Genomic DNA, 18,057 nt, shown 5'->3' on the forward strand with positions numbered 1-18,057 from the left:
GTTTCGATACGGCCATCGTCGACCTTACCGAAGAACTCAGCGATCCCGTCGAAGTGCTGTTCGGCGTGCAGCTTGGCGGCGGCACCGATATCAACCAGGCCGTCGCCTATTGCGCCGACCGTATCGAGCGGCCAACCAAGTCGCATCTGGTGCTGATCACCGACCTCTACGAGGGCGGCAATGGCCAGGAGTTGCTGCGGCGGCTGGCGGCGCTGGTTCGATCCGGCGTCAATGTCGTCGTGCTTCTGGCACTGACCGACCAAGGCCGGCCCGGCTACGATCCGGCAATGGCAGGTTCGGTTGCCGCACTTGGCATTCCGGTCTTCGCCTGCACGCCGGATTTGTTTCCGGACATGATGGCGGCGGCATTGCGCCGGGAAGATATCGGCGCCTGGGCGGCGGGAGCCGACATCAAGTTGGTTCGCACCGAGGCCGAAGCGCCCAGGGCGAACGAGTGAGCCCCATGTCACAGAACGTTGCCGAGCTCCTGTCGCGGCTGGAAAAACGGCTGGACAGATCAGCGATCGTTTCGGCCGACGAGGCCGGACCGCGTTACAGGGAAGATCCCGACGGCAGGACCGGCGCACTGCCGGAGTTCGTGCTGCGTCCGCGCAGGACCGGCGAGGTGTCGGACATACTGCGCTTGTGCAACGAGGCGCGGCAGAGGCTTGTCGTCCAGGGTGGCCGAACCGGGCTTGCCGGTGCGGCTCGCATCCAGCCCGGCGAAGCGGTGCTGTCGGTGGAGCGCATGACGGCGATCGAGCCGCCCGACCGCGAGGCGGCAACGATCGTCGCCGAGGCCGGCGCACCACTACAGATGGTGCAGGACGCGGCCGATACGGCCGGCTTGCTGTTCGGCGTCGACATCGGCGCGCGCGGCACGGCCACGGTCGGCGGCAATGTCGCCACCAATGCCGGCGGTGTCCGGGTGCTGCGCTACGGCATGTACCGCGCGCAGGTGCTCGGCCTGGAAGCGGTACTTGCCGATGGCAGCATCCTGACGTCGCTCAAGGGCTTGCCCAAGGACAATTCCGGCTATGATCTCAACCAGCTGTTCATTGGCAGCGAAGGCACGCTGGGCGTCGTCACGCGCGCCTGCCTGCGACTGCACCCGAAGCCGGCCACCGAGGTCAACGCCTTCTGCGCGCTTGCTTCGCTCGACGCGGCGATAGCGCTGCTCGGTCTGCTCAGACAGAGACTTGGACCCCTGCTCTCGGCCTATGAAGTGAATTTCGCGCCGCTCTATGGCGCCATGGTCGCCGGCATGGATGCGCCGGCGCCGCTGCCCGTCGGCTCGCCCGTCTATGTGCTGGCCGAGATACAGGGCAGCGAGCCCGACCGCGACGGCGAACGTTTTGCCGATGTGCTGATGCAGGCGGTCGAGGACGGCGTGATCGACGACGTGGTGGTCTCGCAGTCGCCGCGCGAATTCCGCGCGCTGTGGGCGGTGCGAGAGGACGCCAATCGCTTCCTGTTTTCGATAAAAGGCCTGGTCGGCGTTGATGTCAGCATCCCGCTGGCGAGGATGGGCACTTTCCTGCGGGAAACGGAAGCTGCGGTCCAGGCCATTGACCGCAACGCCGACATCTACGTCTTCGGCCATCTCGGCGATGGCAATCTGCACTATCAGGTCCGCACGGTGGATTCGGCGGCGGCATACGACATCGTCTATCGCAGCGTGGCTGCGGCCGGCGGCGGCGTCTCGGCCGAGCATGGCATCGGCCTCGACAAGAAGGAATGGTTGCACCTTGTGCGCAGCGATGCCGAGATCGCAGCCATGCGGCGCTTGAAAGCGGCTTTCGATCCGAACAATATCCTCAATGCCGGGCGGGTTTTCGATCTCGGGCCCGCCTGAAACTCGAAGGCCGGTAGCGCCGGCCGCCTATTTGGGCATGCGCTTCAACCGCGCATGCGCCACCGCAATACGGGCGGCAAGCGCGGCGTTGTTGCGGACCAGCGCGATATTGGCCTTCAGGCTGCGACCCTGCGAAAGCTCGTTGATGCGGGCGAGCAGGAACGGCGTCAGTTCCTTGCGCCCGATGCCGCGTTTCTCGGCCTCTGCCACCGCTGCCGTGATCGTGCCGTCGATGAAGGCCGGATCGAGCGCATCCACTTCCGGAATTGGATTCGCGACGAGAATGCCGGTGCCCGAGCCGATCTGCTCGTGCAGCAGCATGGCCTGCGCAATGTCCTCGGGCGAATCGAGGCGGTGATCGGCTTTCAGTCCGCTGGAGCGCGTATAGAAGGCCGGAAAATCGTCGCTCTGACAGGCAATCACCGGCACGCGCTGGGTCTCCAAATATTCCAGCGTTTTTGCAATGTCGAGGATCGATTTTACGCCGGCGCAAACGACGGTCGTGCCGGTCTGGCCGAGTTCGGTCAGGTCGGCCGAGATATCGAAAGTGGCCTCGGCGCCACGATGCACGCCGCCGACGCCGCCGGTCGCGAAAATGCCGATGCCGGCGAGTGCGGCGATCCGCATCGTCGCCGAAACCGTGGTTCCGGCCGAGCCGACGCCCACCATGATGGCGGCGAGGTCGCGCCCGGAGGCCTTGACCACCTCCTTCGCCGCCGCCAGCTTTTCCAGCTCAGTGTCATCGAGCCCGACCTTGATCTTGCCGGCGACCACCGCGATCGTGGCGGGCACAGCACCGTTCTCGCGCACCACGGTTTCGACGCCGCGCGCGGTCTCCAGATTGGCCGGATAGGGCATGCCATGGGTGATGATCGTCGATTCCAGCGCCACCACCGCGCGGCCTTCCCGGAGTGCTGCGGCGACTTCGTCATTCAGGTGGAGAAGGGAAGGTTTCATCGTCATTTCGCTTTCAGGGTTGGCTCGCGTTCAGGCGGGAATGCGGTACATGCCGGCGGTGAGGAAGCGCGGCGACAGATCGGGATGAACGCTGGATTCGCTCTCGGTGGTCAGCGTGGCGAGCAGCGCGCCGGTGCGCGCAGCGTGAGGAACGGGATCTCCCGAAAGCACCTTGTACATGGTGCCGGCAATCATCGCGTCGCCGGCGCCGGTGATGTCGACGGCGCGGGCCGGGACGGAACGCATCGTCGCCACGCCGCTCTCGGTCGCCACCGCAAATCCATGAGCGCCCATGGTCACGATCACTTCGCCGGCGCCGGCCGCGCGCAGCGCCGCAGCAGCCTCCTTCGGCTTCAGCCGCTTGTCGGCATCGGTGATGCCAAGCATCGTGTTGGCCTCGTCGTGATTGGTGAACAAAAGATCGATGCCGGTCAGGTCCTTCGGCAGGCGTGCCGATTTCGGCGACGACACCGTGTCGACGGCGAGCTTGAAGCGCGCGCCCTGCTTGCGTGACATCAGCGCGGCGATCGTTGCGGCCGGCAAGTTGCAGTCGATGAACACCCATGTCGCCGAAGCAAGATGCGGCCAGAAACGGTCGAGATAGGACGGCGAAAACAGATCGAAGATCTCCATGTCGGCGATGCCGAGCACGAGATCGTTATTGAGGTCGAGGATCGCTGCATATTCCGCCGTCGGCCGCTCCGTGGTGGTGATCACCTGGCTGACATCGGCGCCGAGGTCGCGCAGTTGCCGTACCAGCGAGCGGCCGGTCTCGTCGTCGCCGATAATCGAGACGAAGCTTATGTCGACGCCGAGGCGGACAAGGTTCTCGGCGACGTTGCGGGCGACGCCGCCGAAGCTGCGATAGCCGTCGACCGGATTCGACGTCCCGAAGATCAGATCCTTCTTGGCGTGGTACTTGCGGTCCAGGACGGCGCCGCCGATGCAGATCATGCGCTTGGAGGCCGGCAACACATAGCCGCGACCAAGAATGTAGCCCTTGTTGACGAGTTGCACGATGTGGGCCGCGACGGTCGAACGGGCAATGCCAAGCGCGCTCGCAATGTCCTGCTGGCCGGCGAAAGGGTTCGCCGCGATGAGATCCAGCACTGCCTGTTCCTGTGCTCCAAGGTCGTCCATCGTCTCACCCGGCCCGCGCAAATCATGGCTGACGTTGATCAACAACAGACGGTCTTGTCAACATTTGTTTAAAGCGAGTGAAGGTCCGTCAATTGCTGGTACTGGTCGACGCTTGGCGCCGCATCACATTACTTATTGCCGACGGCAGGAACTTTGAAAGCAAGCGGATGAGCGAACAGGAGTTGATGTCGGAGCTGGAACGGTTGGTTTCCGAGGACCGGAACCCGAAGACGATGGATATCGACCTGCTGCCAACTATCGAGATCCTGCGCAAGATCAATGACGAGGACAGCGGCGTTCCGGCCGCTGTCGAGAAAGTCATTCCGGAAATTGCTGCCGCGGTAGACCGGATCGTTAGTGCGTTTCAAAAAGGCGCGCGGCTTGTCTACATCGGCGCCGGCACGAGCGGCCGGTTGGGAGTTCTCGACGCCTCGGAGTGTCCACCGACGTTCGGTGTGCCCGAGGACATGGTGCTCGGCCTGATCGCGGGCGGCCCCAAAGCGCTGATGCGGGCTGCGGAAGGCGCCGAGGATGATCCGCAACAAGGCAAGAAGGCACTGCAGGACATCAAGTTGACCGCCGACGATGTGGTGGTCGGCATCGCGGTCAGCGGCCGCACGCCTTATGTGATCGGCGGTTTGACCTACGCAAGGCAGGTGGGAGCGACGACAGTGGCGCTCTCCTGCAATCCCAGATCGACCATTGCCGGCATTGCCGACATTGCCATCTCTCCGTTTGTCGGCCCCGAGGTTCTCGCCGGCTCGACCCGGCTGAAATCGGGAACCGCGCAAAAGCTGGTTCTCAACATGCTGACGACAGCCAGCATGATTCGGATCGGCAAGAGCTATCAGAACCTGATGGTCGACCTTAATCCCAGCAACAAGAAACTCGTCGCCAGGGCGGTTGGGATCGTGATGCAGACCACCGGCTGCACAGCGCAGCAGGCACGACAGGCGCTCGACCAGACCGGCAAAGACGTGAAGCTGGCGATAATGGTGACAATCACCGGCATGAGCGTGAAAGAGGCGCGGCAAGCCCTCGACAATGCGGGAGGATTCCTGCGAAAGGCGATAGGCGAAACGCCTGTGTGAGGATGAGGGCTGGCGGCGGCCGGCTGTGCAGGGACGGTCGGGCACCGCTTTACCGGCATGGGACTGTGGATCGACCTCGACAAAGGCAAGGCATGGACCCTTGCTCGCCAAACGGATCCATCCGACACATCATTCAACAGCGGAATCGCTTCGCCAATCGGTCGGCGATCTCGCCAATGGAGCCTAACAAATCATGATTGCGAAAAGTGACCAGCCAATCTGGGCCGTCGGCCTGATGACCGGCACCGTCCTCGACGGCAATATCGACGTCGCGCTGATCAAGACCGATGGCGAGCGGATCGCGGATTTCGGCACCTATACGCTGGCACCCTACCCCAGGTCGATCCGGACCCTGCTGGAGGAGACGCTGGATCAGGCCAGGGTGTGGAATTTCACCGGACCGGAGCCGGCGATCTTTCGCGAAGCTGAAGAAGCGCTGACGCGCGCCCAGTCAGCGGCAGTCAAGGACCTGGTCGAAAGCTACGGATTGAAGATGGCCGATATCGGGGTCGTCGGCTTCCATGGCCAGACCGTGCTGCATCGTGCTCCGCAAGTCGGCCGGCCCGGCCAGACCCGCCAGCTCGGCGATGGCGAGTTGATGCATGCCATCCTGGATACAAAGATTGCCTACGACTTCCGCTCGGCCGACATGCGCGCCGGCGGGCAAGGGGCGCCGCTGTCCGCGGCCTATCACGCCGCGCTGCTACGCGATGCCGACGCCAGCGGCGACACGGCCGTTCTCAATCTCGGCGGCGTCGCCAACGTCACGTGGTGGGATGGCAAGGACAATGTCGTTGCCTTCGACACCGGACCGGCCAATGCGCCGTTGAACGATTTCATCAAGTCCAAAGGGCTCGGCGAAATGGACCGCGACGGCGCGCTGGCCCGCGCCGGCACTGTCGACGAAGCGCGGCTGGCCACGCTCTTGCAGCATCCCTATGTGGCCAAGCCCTATCCAAAGTCGCTGGACCGGTTCGACTTCGGCGCAGCCATGGCGGATGGGATGAGCGCTGAGGATGGCGCTGCACTGCTGACGGCCTTCACCGCCGCCGCCGTCGGCAAAGCGCTCGACCTCCTGCCGCACCGGCCGAAGCGGCTGGTGGTCAGCGGTGGCGGCCGCCACAACCCGACGATCATGGCCATGCTCGCCAGCCGTGCCGGTATCGAAGCCGTGCCGGCGGAGGCGCTCGGCTGGAAGGGTGACGCGGTGGAGGCGGAGTGCTTTGCCTTCCTTGCGGTTCGCGTGCTCAGGGGCCTGCCGATCAGCTTCCCGACCACCACTGGTGTGCCGCAGCCGATGCGCGGCGGACGCCTCGCCGGCCAATCAAGCCGACAATTCTTCTACAGGAAGACGCGGCTGCGGCCGACGGGAAGATCGGGAAGCACGCCGAAAGGCCGATAACCCCGACGCTCATAGACCTTGACCGCCTGGGGATTGAACGTCTCGATCAGCCGCGTGGCTCCGCGACTACACGGACCGCGGCGAACGCCACACCGCCGCTGAGGCCGCGACCAGCATGAGCAACGCTGCGACCACGGCCGATGCCGCAAAACCAAAGCTGGAATAAAGCGGTCCGAAGGCCGTGGTTCCGACAAACACCGCGAGATAGGTCACGGCGCTGTTCAGACCCATGATCGTGCCGCGCCGCGCCGGATCGAGCGCCGAGAGGCGCATCACCAGGACGTTCAGTCCGAAATGATTGGCAAGGCCCCACGCCGCCACCATCGCGATGGTCAGGCCGAAGCTGCCGCTTGCCGCGGCAAGCGCGACATAGACGACCGCTACGAGAAGATAGGCGAACGGCATGACGCGTCGCGCGCCAAGGCGATCGATCACGCCGTCGAGAAGCGCCGCCATGCCGAAGCCGGCGCCATAGGCGAGCGCGGCCAAGCCGTTGGCGCTGACCGGCCGTCCCAAGCCATTGTGAAGATGATCGCCGAGATACCCGTAGACACCGTAGAAGGCGGTCATGAAGGTGCCGCAGGCGACCAGAAGCGGCACTATGCCGGGCACGGCCAAAGCGCCGAGCGGCGTCGGCGCCGGGCCGCTTTTCCTGACATCGCTCAGCGACGTCAGCGTAAGACCGGTCAATGCGAGCGCCGCAAGGACCGCTACCGCCGCAAAAACAGCGCGCCAATGCACGAGGTCGGCAAGCACCGCCGATAATGAGACGCCGGCCACCATGCTGAGGGTCCATCCGGTCAGCACGACGCCGATCGTCCCGCTTTGGCGGCCAGGCGGCGCAATCGCTGCCGAGCTGGCATAGATTGCCGGCATGGCGACACCGGCAGCGATGCCGGCGAGAAGCTGGGCCGCAACCAGCGTTGTTACCGTCGGCGCGGCAGCGCTGGAGACAAGTGCTATCGCCAGCAGCAGCAACGCCCCTTGCAGCATGCGGCGGGCGCCGAGCCGATCTATATAGCGCGCCAGGAACAAGGCGCTTGCCGACGTGCCAAGACCGAACGCAGCGGACGCGATCATGACGGCCGGCACGCTCGTCGTAAACGACGCGGCCACTGCCGGTGCTATCGGACCGAGGACCAGCGAGTTGGAGCCGATCACGGCTATGCATCCGGTCAGCAGATAAGCGAGCGCCGGGATAGGCGGCCTTGCCGTCAAAGTTGCGGCTTGATCACTGTTCGACATATGGCCATAATGGCCGTATTAAATTCTGTATCAATAAGGAACTTCATTATGGATGAAGAAACAGATGGCGTTCAGCAGAACCGGCCTGCTGCCCGCGACGTTGACGCAACCGACCGAAAGATATTAGGCGTTCTGGTCGATGACGCCACGATCAGCTATGCCGAGCTCGGTGATCGCGTCGGCCTGTCGCCGCCGGCAGCGCATGAACGGGTGAAGCGGCTTCGGCGCAGCGGCGCCATCCGCAACACCGCGGCGATCATCGATCCCAAGGCGGTGCGCAAGCCGTTGCTCGCTTTCGTGCACATCGACACCAAGGGTTGGGGAAAGACCCCCGAACTGATGGCGATTTCCGAGCACCCCGAAGTCGAGGAGATTCATTCGGTGGCCGGCGACACATGCATGCTGATCAAGGTCCGCACCGAGGACACTCGGGCGCTCGAAGGCCTGCTGTCGCGGCTTTACGAAACGCCCGGCGTCACCTCGACACGAAGCTACGTGGTTCTGTCGACCTATCTCGAGCGGCCGGTGCAGCCCGGGATCACGACAGAATGGCCGTCGCCCCGGCACATGGCCAAGCCGCTGTATTAGTTCAAACGATCTTCACGCACGTATCCAAAATCGAACCGGGAACGTCTTAGCTATCGGGTGCCTTGTCACGATCGAGGGACCGGTTCGTTCGCCGGTTCTCGATCATGACGGGAAGGCCTGCTGCGCAACCGGAGACGTGCAATGAGAAAATTGATCGTGGGCAGCTTCATTTCGCTGGACGGCGTCATCGAAGCACCAATGGACTGGGCTTCGCCCTTCTTCGACGAAGAAGCCAGGGAGCATTCTTACCAAAAGGCTGGCGAGGCGGATTTTTTCCTGCTCGGTCGCGTGACCTATGAAATGTTTTCGGCGCGCTGGCCGCAGGTCAAGGGTAGCAAGTATATGGATCGCATGAACGGGCTGAAGAAGCTTGTCGCATCACGCAGCCTCAAAGACGTGAGCTGGAACGCGTCGCTGATCGAGGGTGATGTCGCCGCCGAAATCGCCAGGATCAAGCAGCAGGCCGGCGGGGACATACTGAAATATGGGGTGAGCAATCTCGACCAGACGCTGCTCGCCAACAAGCTAGTCGACGAGTATCAGCTCTCCATCGTGCCCACCCGTGTGGGCCATGGCAAACGCGCTTTCCAGGATATCGACCCGTCCCTGGTCAAGCTGGAGCTTGTGAACACGCACCGGTTCAAGAACGGCGTCATCACGCTGACCTATATCCCACGGTGATCCGTCTCTGGATATTGATACCACGAAGATGCAGCCAAGAATCGATCCAACCGGGCTTTTTGACGTCCGCTACGCCGCGTTCCTGGAGACGGTCGCACATTTGCGCGGACGGCTGCACCGCTACTGTGCACGCATGACAGGTTCGACGCTCGACGGCGAAGACGTCATGCAGGAGGCCCTGTTCGAAGCCTATCGGAAGATCGAGAAGCTTGACGATCCGAGCGCTCTTCGCCCTTGGCTGTTTCGCATTGCGCATAATCGCTGCATCGATTTCCTGCGAAGCAGACAAGCGCGCGAGCGTGCGGAGGCCAATTTCGTCGAAAACGAAATCATCCTGCCGATCGAGCCGCCGGGCCAGGGCGCCGATCGCGCGATCGAACGGCTGGTGATCCACCTGCCGCCCAAGGAACGCGCCTGCGTCCTGCTCAAGGATGTATTCGACTATTCGCTGGAAGAGATCGCCGGCCTCGTCGGCTCGACCGTGGGTGGCGTCAAGGCGGCGTTGAGCCGTGGACGCTCCAAGCTGGCGATGCTGCCAAACGAACCAGACGTCCGTTCGGAGTCCCAGCGCAATGCCGAGCTTTCAAAATTGCTCAACCGCTATGTCGAGCTTTTCAATCGCCGTGACTGGGATGGCGTGCGGGCGTTGACCAGCGCCGATGCCCAATTGCGGGTCGCGGATTGCTTCAAGGGCCAGTTGTTGGAATCGCCCTATTTTGTCGAGTATGAAAACGCCCAAATGACCTGGAAGATGGTGACTGGCGAGATCGATGGCGAAGCGGTGCTGCTCGTGCTCCACCGCGGCGAAGGCGGTTGGAAACCAGCCCATCCGGTTCGGATCGAAGCGATCGACGGGGTCATAAACCGCATTGCCGATTATTACGCCTGTCCCTGGATAATGCCGGAGGCCAGAGCGGTGTTCGTTTCCATCCCCAACCAACCGGCGCATGCCCGGGCAACAAACGGGACGATGCAAGTGTCCCTAGTGAAATGATGCCGGACAAGACATAGGCGCCTTACTGAAGCTTCGCCTGCAGGGCGTTGACGTCATCCGTGGTCATCTCGCCGTCGGTCGTCACCTTGCCGTCGACGATCTTCCAGAGGCGAAACGGGCCGGTGATGTCGCCGTATTTGTCGAATGCGACCGGGCCGATGACGCCTTCGTAACGGATCGGCTTGCCATCCTTGATCAGGCCGAGCGCCTTGGCGAACTCGTCCTTGCCGGCATAGATCGGCGTGCCGTCCGGATCGACCGCCTTGTAGATCGCGTCCTTGATCTTGGCCGGGTCCTCGGAACCGGCAATGGCTATGGCCAACCCGACGATAGCGCCGGCATCATAGGACCGGTCGGCTGCCGGGTTGGATGGTTCGATACCGGAAAATTCCTTGTAGTTCTTGGTGAAATATTCGGTCGATGCGGTCGGGCTGGTGCCCGACGAAGTGCCATAGGCGTCCTTCAGGTAATCGGCGCCGACGGATTCGATGAAATCCGGGCTGTTCATGCCGTCATTGAGCAGAAATTTCTGGACGCCGCCTTGCGAAATCCAGGTGCGGGCGATGGTTGCGCCGTCGACAGGCGTGCTGACGAGATAAAGCCCGTCCGGCTCGCCTGATATCGCCGCGGTCACTTCCGAGGCATAGCTCGACTGCTTTTCATTGTAAGGCGTGTCGGAGACGATGGTGCCGCCGAGCGCCTTATAGGCGCGCGAGAATTCGGCCACCATGTTGACGCCGAAGTCGTTGTTGACGTGGATGACCGACAGCTTCTTGAAGCCCTTGTCTATGGCATATTTGGCGGCGGCGACCCCCTGCAGCGCATCCGAGGTGATGGTGCGGAAGAAGATGCCGTTGGTCTTGCCATCGCGCCCGAGCGCCGTCAGCGTCGGCGACGAGGAAGCGGGCGACACCTGGACGATCTTGGCCGGAGCGGTGACCGAGGTCAGGATCGGGATCGACACCGAAGAGATGATGCCGCCGATGATCACCGGCACCTTCTTGACCTGCACGAGCTGGGTCGCGGCGTCGACCGCAATGTTGCCTTGGCTCTGGCTGTCGCGCGTGTCGGTCGCGAGATCGCAACCGCGAACGCCGCCGGCGGCGTTGATATCGCGGAAGGCCATCTCGACCGATTTGGCGCCGGCTTGGCCGTATTCGCCGGCCGGGCCAGTCAGTTCCATGACGAGGCCAACGGTGATCTTGCAATCGGCGGCTTGCGCTGCACCTGCTGCCGTCAGCAGAGCTAGCGCGGTGGTGATCAGAAGTATCATCTTTGTCATTGTTGTTCCCCTTTCGTCACACGACTCTGGTTCAATTCATGTCTTGAGCCTGTTCAGCCTTCCGGCATCTGCAGCCAGGTTTCATGCAGATGCCGCCATTCAACGCCGTTGGGCGCCGATGAACTGGTGGTGAAAACGGCGCTCGAGCGACGACGGCTGTGCTTGCCGGCGCGCTGCTGTGCCTCGACGTAGCTGATGACGATCGTGTCGCAGGTCTGCCAGCCGGCCCGGATATCCTCGATCGCGATCGCGAAATCGCCGTCACAGGTGGCGCGGCTTGCCTTGATATGATCGAGCACCGCCTTACGATCGAGGACCTGCCCGCTCGGCGCGACCATGCAGAAGCCGTCACCCATGACGCGTTCGCAGCGGCTGAAATCCACCCTGTCGGCGCTCGCCCTGTCGAACCAGTCGACGAAGAAGCGATGCAGATCGACGATCTCTGCGCTTGCGCGTGAAAGCAGAGAGGGCTTCTCGTTCATGGCCGAGCTCAATTTCTTCCCGCGTTCAAATTGTAGTGCATAATCGAGCCATGGCGGCCGTGGCGGTCGCGCTCCAATGTATAAACGTCGCCCAGAGGCCCGCTGCTTTGCGCGATCACTGCGGCGATCCGCGCCCGGTCCTCGGCATCGAGCGCGACGTCCATGATCCCGGCATTGGCAAGGGCGTGCGCCTGGTTGCGAGCGCCGACGATGACGGCCGCCACTTGCGGCTGCTCCAGCACCCAGGCGCTGGCGATGGTGGCGATGTCGACGCAGTGGCGGTCGGCGACCGCCTTCAATGCCCCCAGCAGTTCCTGGAAGAGATCCCAGCCGCCGAAATCATCGATGATTAGCTTGTATTTGACCAGCGACCGGTTTTCGAGCGGCGGCGTCTGCGGCTCGGCGACATCAAGCCATCTCTCGCTGAGGAAGCCGCCCGCCACCGAACCGTAGCAGAGGAGACTGACGCCGTTCTGGCTGGCAAGTGTTGCAAGGCTGTTGGCCGGCCGCTGATCGAGCACGGAATATTGCAGCTGCTGGCTGACCAGCGGCACGCCGGCCGCTAGGATCTCGGCCAAATGCGGCGTGTCGAAATTGGTGGCGCCGACGTTGCGCACCTTGCCCTCCAGGCGGAGGTCGTTGAGCCAGCCCATCGCATCGACGTAACCGGGCACTGCATAATCCCACCAGTGGAACTGCACGAGATCGAGCCGTTCGGTCTTCAGCCGCCGCAGCGACTGGTCGACGATGCCTCTCACATAGTCGCGGCTGATATTCGCAAGCCTTTCCAAATCAGGCACCAGCTTGGTGTGCACCTTCATTTTGGTGGCGGCGTCGAGACCACGCTCACTGGCCAGCCGCAGCCGCGCCGCACCGATCAGTTCCTCGACGCCGGTATAGATATCGGCGCAATCATAGGTCCTGATGCCGGCGTCGAAGGTGGCGATCAGGTCGGTCACCGCCTGTTGGCGGTCGATTGCGCCGTGTCCGCCGGCAAGCTGCCAGCCGCCGCGAATGACGCGCGAGATCGTATAGCCCGGGCTGAGTTCGAAGGACTTTTCGGTCATCTCTAGTCATTCTCCTTCGGCAGCGGCACCGCCGTGGTCTCGGCATGGCTGAACCGGCGCTTCCCAGTCCTGATGATCCTCAGCCGGCTGGCGCAATTGGGATCGGGACAGGCGATCTCGGCATCCGACGTCATCCAGTCGTTCCTGTGGGTCGGGCGCTGTTTTGCCGCGAGCAGCGGCAACACAGCTGATATCGAATAGATCGAAAAACCCTGCCCCGACGGCATCGACAGCATCTCGCCCTTTAGCTCGAAATAATCGCCTGATTTGGCGCCGCAATAGATCGGCTTGCCCTCGGGGATCACCGCCTCGACGCGAAGGTCGAAAAGTTCGAAACTGTCGTCGCTCTCAGCCATTCAGATCTCCACCCGGGTGAAGGTGATTTCGCAAGCGCCGTTGCGGCGGATCACGCCGCAGGCGACGGCGAACCGGTCGCGCTCCTCGGGACGCACCTGCGCGACCACGCTTCCGGCAAGCCAGCCGATCGGGAACAGCAGACGCGCACCCTGGCCATAAAACAGACCGATGTCGAATATCGCATTCGGACTGCCGCCCCACATGCGCGGCGGCACGTAGGATAGCACGATGTCGCCCGGCTGCGGCGTCAACGTTGCATTCTCCGCCGGCAACGGCCTGGCATAGGCTTGGCCCTCAATATCCGCTGATGGAACCGGGCAGGAGATTTCCGGCCCTGTCCACATCGCATGGATGCCGGCAACGACGCGCGGCTGCTCGAAATAGGCCAGCAGGAAAGCAGCGTTCTCGGGCGCCTTTTCAGGCAACAGAAGCGCCGTCACGGACAGTTTTGAGCGTGGCTCGGCGATGCTGATGGCAAGCGTCATGCCCTCAATCTTTCCTATTGGCGGATTGAAGCTTGTCGCGCAGGAAAGCGAAGGGCCGGCTGATGTCGGCCACCAGCGCCTCGCGCGCTGCTTTGGCATCCTGCCTTGCAAGCGCTGCGACAATGCTGCGGTGATAGTGGGCGGTATCGACCTCGCCGGCATCCGAAAAGGCGTAGATGGCGACGCGGATACAGGGTCCGGATTGTAGCCACAGGCTCTCGATCATCGGGATCAACACGGCGGAGCCGCAGCAACGGTAGATCTCAAAGTGGAAGCTCTGGTTGAGCGTCGCCTCGCGGTCGATATCCTTTTTGTGCTTTAACGCCCGCATCTCGTCCCACTCGCCGAGCATGGCTTCGACCGAAGCAATCTGGCGCGGATTCATGCGCGTGGCAGCCAGCGCGATCGCTTCGCCCTCGATCAGGGAGCGGGCGCGCAAGAGATCGTCGATACGCTCCAGCGTGATCGGCGGCACGCGCACGGAACGGTTGGGAAGCGCCTCCAGCGCCTTCTCCGTGATCAGCCGTCCGAGCGCCTCGCGCACCGGCATGGTGCTGGTGACCAGTGCGTCGGCGAGGCCGCGGATCGTCAAAACCTGGCTCGGCTCGAAAAGACCGCCGATCAAGGCCCGGCGCAACTCCGAATAGACGCGATCCTGCACGGTCTCGCGGCCGACCGGCGTAAGCTGGGCTGCGATCACCTCATTGTTCTTTTCGATGACGGCCTTCTGCATGGCAGTCCCGGTCTCGGCCCGTTTTTCGGCTTGCGGAAGAAATTAAAGCCGAATAGCGTGATCAAAGCAAGTGTGATCACAAATCAAAGGCGGCGACGATCGCTTTCGGCCAGAGGTTCCATGAGTGACACAACCGCACAACAGCGGGCGAACACCCTTACGCCGGTTCTGACGGCCAGGAACGTCGTCAGGCGCTTCGGCGGCCTCGTCGCGGTACACAATGTCTCGTTCGAGGTCCGGTCGGGTGAGATACTCGGCCTCATTGGTCCGAACGGCGCCGGCAAGACGACGATGTTTGACCTGCTGGCCGGCAGCATCCTGCCGACCAGCGGCGAGATCCTTCTCAACGGCACACCGGTGTCGGGGGAAGCTGCCCATCGCCGCATCGGCCGCGGCCTTGGCCGCACCTTCCAGATCCCCCGGCCGCTGCCCAATCTGACGCTGATCGAAAACGTCATGCTGGCCGAGCAGGGCCAGGCCGGGGAAAGACTGCTCGCCAATTTCCTGACTCCACGGCGGGTCGCCGCCGAAGAAAGAGCGGCCGAGACGAAAGCCATCGAGCTGCTCGAGCTCGTGACGCTCGCCCGCCTGGCGCACGAGCCGGCGCGTGTGCTTTCCGGTGGCCAGCGCAAGCTGCTCGAACTCGCCCGCGTCATGATGGCCGACCCGGCGATCATCCTGCTCGACGAACCGGCGGCCGGCGTCAACGCGACGTTGCTCGAAGTCATCATCGATCGCATCCGCGACATCAACGCCCGCGGCATTACTTTCCTGCTGATCGAGCACAATATCGACATGGTAACGCGGCTCTGCCACCGCGTGCTGGTCATGGCGAGCGGCCAGCTCCTGTGCGAAGGCACGCCCGATGAGGTGGCACGCGATCCGCGCGTCATCGAGGCCTATCTCGGAGGCGCGGCATGAGCCAAACGGTTCTCGATGTCCGCGATCTCGAAGCCGGCTACGAGCCAGGCGTGCCGATCGTGCGCGGCGCCTCAATCACCGTCGACAAGGGCGAGATCGTTGTCGTTCTCGGCCCCAACGGCGCCGGCAAGTCGACCTTGATCAAGGCGATCGCCGGCCTTGTCCCGATCACCGGCGGCACGGTCCTGCTGGACGGCAAGGATATCACCGCGGCGCCCGCCCATATCATGGTCCGCCTCGGCCTTGCCTTCGTGCCGCAGGCCGAAAACATCTTCCCTTTGATGTCGGTCGAGGACAATCTGAAGGTTGCCTGCGGCATCCTGATGCCGCGCGAGACCCCTGCCCGCATCGAGGAAATGTATGCGGCCTTTCCCGACCTCGTCCGTCAGCGCAGAACCGCCGCCGGAAATCTCTCGGGCGGACAGCGGCAGATGCTGGCCGTTGCCCGGGCATTGATCGTTCATCCCAAGGTGCTGGTGCTCGACGAGCCGTCGGCCGGCCTGTCGCCGAAATTCGTGTCGATGGTATTCGAGATGCTGGCCGGTATACGCGAATCCGGCGTCACCATTCTGCTGGTCGAACAGAACGCCAAGGCAGCACTTGCCATCGGCGATCGCGCCTATGTGCTGGTCGAGGGCAAGGACCGGCACGAGGGCATCGCCTCCGAGCTCTGGAACGATCCGGTCGTCGCCGAACTCTATCTTGGCCAGCGCCGCCTCAATCCTGAAAGAGACCGGCACTCGGGCAAAGGAAGCGCGGCATGAACCTGCAATTTGTCGTCGACGGACTGCTGGCAGGTTCGATGATCGGCCTCGGCGCCATCGGCGTGACGCTCACCTATTCGATCCTGCGCTTCTCGAACTTCGCGCATGGCGACTTCATGGCCTGGGGCGCCTATGCGACGCTCGCCGTCGTCGGCGCCATCGGCGCGATGTTCGGCAAGATCGCGCCGATGGCTCCCCTGTCTTTCGGCTGGCCGCTGATCGCCGCGGTAATCGTCGGCATGGCGATCACCGGCCTGCTGGCGCTGCTGCTCGACATGATGCTTTTCGCGCGGCTGCGGGCCAAGGGCCAGGCGATCATTGTGGTGATGGCGAGCTTCGGCGCCTCGATGGCGCTGAGAAGCCTGCTCGAATTCATCTTCAGCTCGCGTCCGACCTATTTCAGCCGGGCCATCCAGATCGCCATGCCGGTCGGCTTCGGCATTCGCGTCACTCCCGACCAGATCGCGCTGCTGCTGCTGACCGCCGTGCTCGTGCTCGGCGTGCATCTGTTGATGACCCGCACCCAGACCGGTCGTTCCATGCAGGCACTGAGCCAGAATGCGGCCTTGGCGCGCATTGTCGGCATCGACGTCGCCAAGATCGTGCGCGTCACCTGGATCATTGGCGGAGCGCTAGCCTGCGTCGCCGGCGTGATGATCGGCATTCTCATCCAGATCCGTCCATTCATGGGTTTCGACATGCTGCTGCCGATGTTCGCGGCCGCCATCCTCGGCGGCATCGGCAGCGTGCCTGGCGCTGTTCTCGGCGGATTGATCCTCGGTATGGCCGAAGCCGGCGCAGTGCAGTTGGTCGGCGCCGAATGGCGCGCTGCCGTCTCCTTCATCATCCTGATGTCCGTGCTGTTCGTGCGGCCTATCGGCCTTTTCGGAGTGAGAGAACGCTGATGGATCTGCTCGGCTATGGCGCTTTCTTCCTGACGACCGCACTGATCTTTTCGCTCGTCACGCTCGGGCTCAACCTGCAATGGGGGCTCACCGGCCTTTTCAATGTCGGACTCGCGGGCTTCGTCGCCATCGGCGCCTACACGTCGGCACTGCTGACCACGCCCGACGATGCTGCGCGCCTGGGCGGCTTCGGCCTGCCGATCCTTGTCGGCTGGCTCGGCGCCATGCTGGTGGGCGGCATCGCCGCCGCGATTACCGGCATTGCCACGCTGCGCCTGAGATCGGACTATCTGGCGATCACCACCTTCGGCGTTGCCGTCGTCGTGCAGCTGGTGGCGCTCAACAATGCCCAGAAGCTGACGGGCGGCCCGTTCGGCATCGGCTTCATTCCGCGTCCTTTCGGCGGCCTCGCCGAAACGCCTTTGCTGTTCAACCTGTCGAACCTTGCCGTCGTCTCGGTGGTGACGCTGATCGTCTATCTCGCGCTGGAGCATCTGTCGCGCAGCCCGTGGGGGCGCGTGTTGAAGGCGCTTCGCGAGGATGAGCGGGCAGCGATATCCCTGGGGAAAAGCGCACGCTTCTACCGCGTTCAGGCCTTTGCCGTGGGCGGTGCCATCATGGCACTGGCCGGCGCGTTGCAGGCGCATTTCACCGGCTTCATCGCTCCGGACAATTATTTGCCGGCGCTGACTTTCCAGGTCTGGGTGATGCTGATCGTCGGCGGCTCGGGCAGCAACATCGGCGCCGTCATCGGCAGCATTCTTGTCTGGGCGATATGGGCCGGATCGGGAGCCTTAACGAGCGTGTTGTTTTCGCCGGAGCAGCAGGCCCGCGCCGCCTCGCTGCAGATCGTCGCCATCGGCGTGATGCTGTGCATCATTCTTCTAGTCAGGCCGAACGGCCTGTTTGGCGACAGGCCGTGGCGGCCAAGATTCGGCAAGCGTGTCCGAGTGGCTACGGGTGAGAGCGGAACAGCGTCATGATCGAGGTTGCCGGGTGTTCCGGCGTTTCCCTCTGGCACGCCGTCAGCCGCAATCGCCGTGACCGGCCTACCCTCGAAGGCGCACTCGATGTCGACCTGGCGATTGTCGGCGGCGGTTTCTCAGGC

Annotated in this window: 19 protein-coding genes and 2 pseudogenes; 11 read left to right on the plus strand and 10 right to left on the minus strand. The window is 63.3% G+C overall.

From position 1 onward, the window contains the following. Positions 1–458 (plus strand): VWA domain-containing protein (locus EOA85_RS08075; RefSeq protein ID WP_127209008.1); only part of this gene is annotated, 458 nt, incomplete at its 5' end. Between the two features lie 5 nt (positions 459–463). After that, positions 464–1,855, plus strand: a complete 1,392-nt coding sequence (locus EOA85_RS08080) for an FAD-binding oxidoreductase (protein ID WP_127209009.1) — start codon at positions 464–466, stop codon at positions 1,853–1,855. Between the two features lie 27 nt (positions 1,856–1,882). On the opposite strand, the gene EOA85_RS08085 is transcribed toward EOA85_RS08080, so the two are convergent. After that, positions 1,883–2,812, minus strand: a complete 930-nt coding sequence (locus EOA85_RS08085) for a pseudouridine-5'-phosphate glycosidase (protein WP_206523260.1) — start codon at positions 2,810–2,812, stop codon at positions 1,883–1,885. Positions 2,813–2,842: 30 nt separating this feature from the next. Next, positions 2,843–3,997: a carbohydrate kinase gene (locus EOA85_RS08090; protein ID WP_245485638.1), complete on the minus strand. Its 1,155-nt coding sequence runs from the start codon at positions 3,995–3,997 to the stop codon at positions 2,843–2,845. 122 nt (positions 3,998–4,119) lie between these two features. On the opposite strand from EOA85_RS08090, the gene murQ reads away from it, so the two are divergent. Further along, the gene (murQ, locus tag EOA85_RS08095) at positions 4,120–5,043 is read left to right on the plus strand and encodes an N-acetylmuramic acid 6-phosphate etherase (protein ID WP_127209025.1); all 924 of its coding nucleotides are present in this window, start codon (positions 4,120–4,122) and stop codon (positions 5,041–5,043) included. 193 nt (positions 5,044–5,236) lie between these two features. Continuing rightward, a pseudogene (locus EOA85_RS08105) lies at positions 5,237–6,361 on the plus strand (anhydro-N-acetylmuramic acid kinase); the annotation flags it as partial. A 23-nt stretch (positions 6,362–6,384) separates the two neighbouring features. Here EOA85_RS08105 and EOA85_RS38745 read toward each other — a convergent pair. Further along, positions 6,385–6,492, minus strand: a pseudogene (locus tag EOA85_RS38745) (GNAT family N-acetyltransferase); the annotation flags it as partial. Positions 6,493–6,511: 19 nt separating this feature from the next. Beyond that, on the minus strand, positions 6,512–7,690 hold the full coding sequence (locus EOA85_RS08115; RefSeq protein WP_127209011.1) for an MFS transporter: 1,179 nt from the start codon (positions 7,688–7,690) through the stop codon (positions 6,512–6,514). A 48-nt stretch (positions 7,691–7,738) separates the two neighbouring features. On the opposite strand from EOA85_RS08115, the gene EOA85_RS08120 reads away from it, so the two are divergent. From EOA85_RS08120 to EOA85_RS08130, 3 genes are all read left to right on the plus strand, one after another. Next, on the plus strand, positions 7,739–8,278 hold the full coding sequence (locus EOA85_RS08120) for an Lrp/AsnC family transcriptional regulator (protein ID WP_127209012.1): 540 nt from the start codon (positions 7,739–7,741) through the stop codon (positions 8,276–8,278). Between the two features lie 141 nt (positions 8,279–8,419). Then, entirely contained in the window at positions 8,420–8,959 is a 540-nt protein-coding gene (locus tag EOA85_RS08125; protein WP_095518144.1) for a dihydrofolate reductase family protein, read from the plus strand. A gap of 28 nt (positions 8,960–8,987) precedes the next feature. Continuing rightward, a complete protein-coding gene (locus tag EOA85_RS08130; protein WP_127209013.1) occupies positions 8,988–9,953 on the plus strand; it encodes a sigma-70 family RNA polymerase sigma factor in 966 nt (321 codons plus the stop codon). 22 nt (positions 9,954–9,975) lie between these two features. On the opposite strand, the gene EOA85_RS08135 is transcribed toward EOA85_RS08130, so the two are convergent. Genes EOA85_RS08135 through EOA85_RS08160 form a run of 6 tightly spaced genes read right to left on the minus strand, consistent with a single transcriptional unit; the run spans position 9,976 to position 14,359 of the window. Then, on the minus strand, positions 9,976–11,235 hold the full coding sequence (locus EOA85_RS08135) for an ABC transporter substrate-binding protein (RefSeq protein WP_127209014.1): 1,260 nt from the start codon (positions 11,233–11,235) through the stop codon (positions 9,976–9,978). 53 nt (positions 11,236–11,288) lie between these two features. After that, positions 11,289–11,717, minus strand: a complete 429-nt coding sequence (locus EOA85_RS08140; protein ID WP_127209015.1) for a DUF4440 domain-containing protein — start codon at positions 11,715–11,717, stop codon at positions 11,289–11,291. An 8-nt stretch (positions 11,718–11,725) separates the two neighbouring features. Then, the gene (locus tag EOA85_RS08145) at positions 11,726–12,784 is read right to left on the minus strand and encodes an aldo/keto reductase (protein ID WP_127209016.1); all 1,059 of its coding nucleotides are present in this window, start codon (positions 12,782–12,784) and stop codon (positions 11,726–11,728) included. Between the two features lie 2 nt (positions 12,785–12,786). Next, entirely contained in the window at positions 12,787–13,140 is a 354-nt protein-coding gene (locus EOA85_RS08150; RefSeq protein ID WP_127209017.1) for a TIGR04076 family protein, read from the minus strand. After that, positions 13,141–13,626, minus strand: coding sequence for a DUF3830 family protein (locus EOA85_RS08155; RefSeq protein ID WP_127209018.1), 486 nt, complete (start codon positions 13,624–13,626; stop codon positions 13,141–13,143). 4 nt (positions 13,627–13,630) lie between these two features. Next, positions 13,631–14,359 (minus strand): GntR family transcriptional regulator, encoded by a 729-nt coding sequence (locus EOA85_RS08160; RefSeq protein ID WP_127209019.1) that lies wholly within the window; start codon positions 14,357–14,359, stop codon positions 13,631–13,633. Between the two features lie 120 nt (positions 14,360–14,479). Between EOA85_RS08160 and EOA85_RS08165 the strand changes: the two genes are divergently transcribed. From EOA85_RS08165 to EOA85_RS08180, 4 genes are read left to right on the plus strand one after another with little or no spacing between them, the layout of a single operon-like run. Then, positions 14,480–15,280: an ABC transporter ATP-binding protein gene (locus tag EOA85_RS08165; RefSeq protein WP_127209020.1), complete on the plus strand. Its 801-nt coding sequence runs from the start codon at positions 14,480–14,482 to the stop codon at positions 15,278–15,280. Then, positions 15,277–16,044, plus strand: coding sequence for an ABC transporter ATP-binding protein (locus EOA85_RS08170; protein WP_127209021.1), 768 nt, complete (start codon positions 15,277–15,279; stop codon positions 16,042–16,044). The genes EOA85_RS08165 and EOA85_RS08170 overlap by 4 nt, the downstream gene beginning before the upstream one ends. Next, entirely contained in the window at positions 16,041–16,949 is a 909-nt protein-coding gene (locus EOA85_RS08175) for a branched-chain amino acid ABC transporter permease (protein ID WP_127209022.1), read from the plus strand. Before EOA85_RS08170 ends, EOA85_RS08175 begins: the two co-directional genes overlap by 4 nt. Next, complete coding sequence (locus EOA85_RS08180) at positions 16,946–17,932, plus strand: branched-chain amino acid ABC transporter permease (protein ID WP_164759543.1); 987 nt, start codon at positions 16,946–16,948, stop codon at positions 17,930–17,932. The genes EOA85_RS08175 and EOA85_RS08180 overlap by 4 nt, the downstream gene beginning before the upstream one ends. The last annotated feature ends 125 nt before the right edge of the window (positions 17,933–18,057 follow it).

Source organism: Mesorhizobium sp. M5C.F.Ca.IN.020.29.1.1 (genome assembly GCF_003997375.1).
Taxonomy (GTDB): Bacteria; Pseudomonadota; Alphaproteobacteria; order Rhizobiales; family Rhizobiaceae; genus Mesorhizobium; species Mesorhizobium wenxiniae.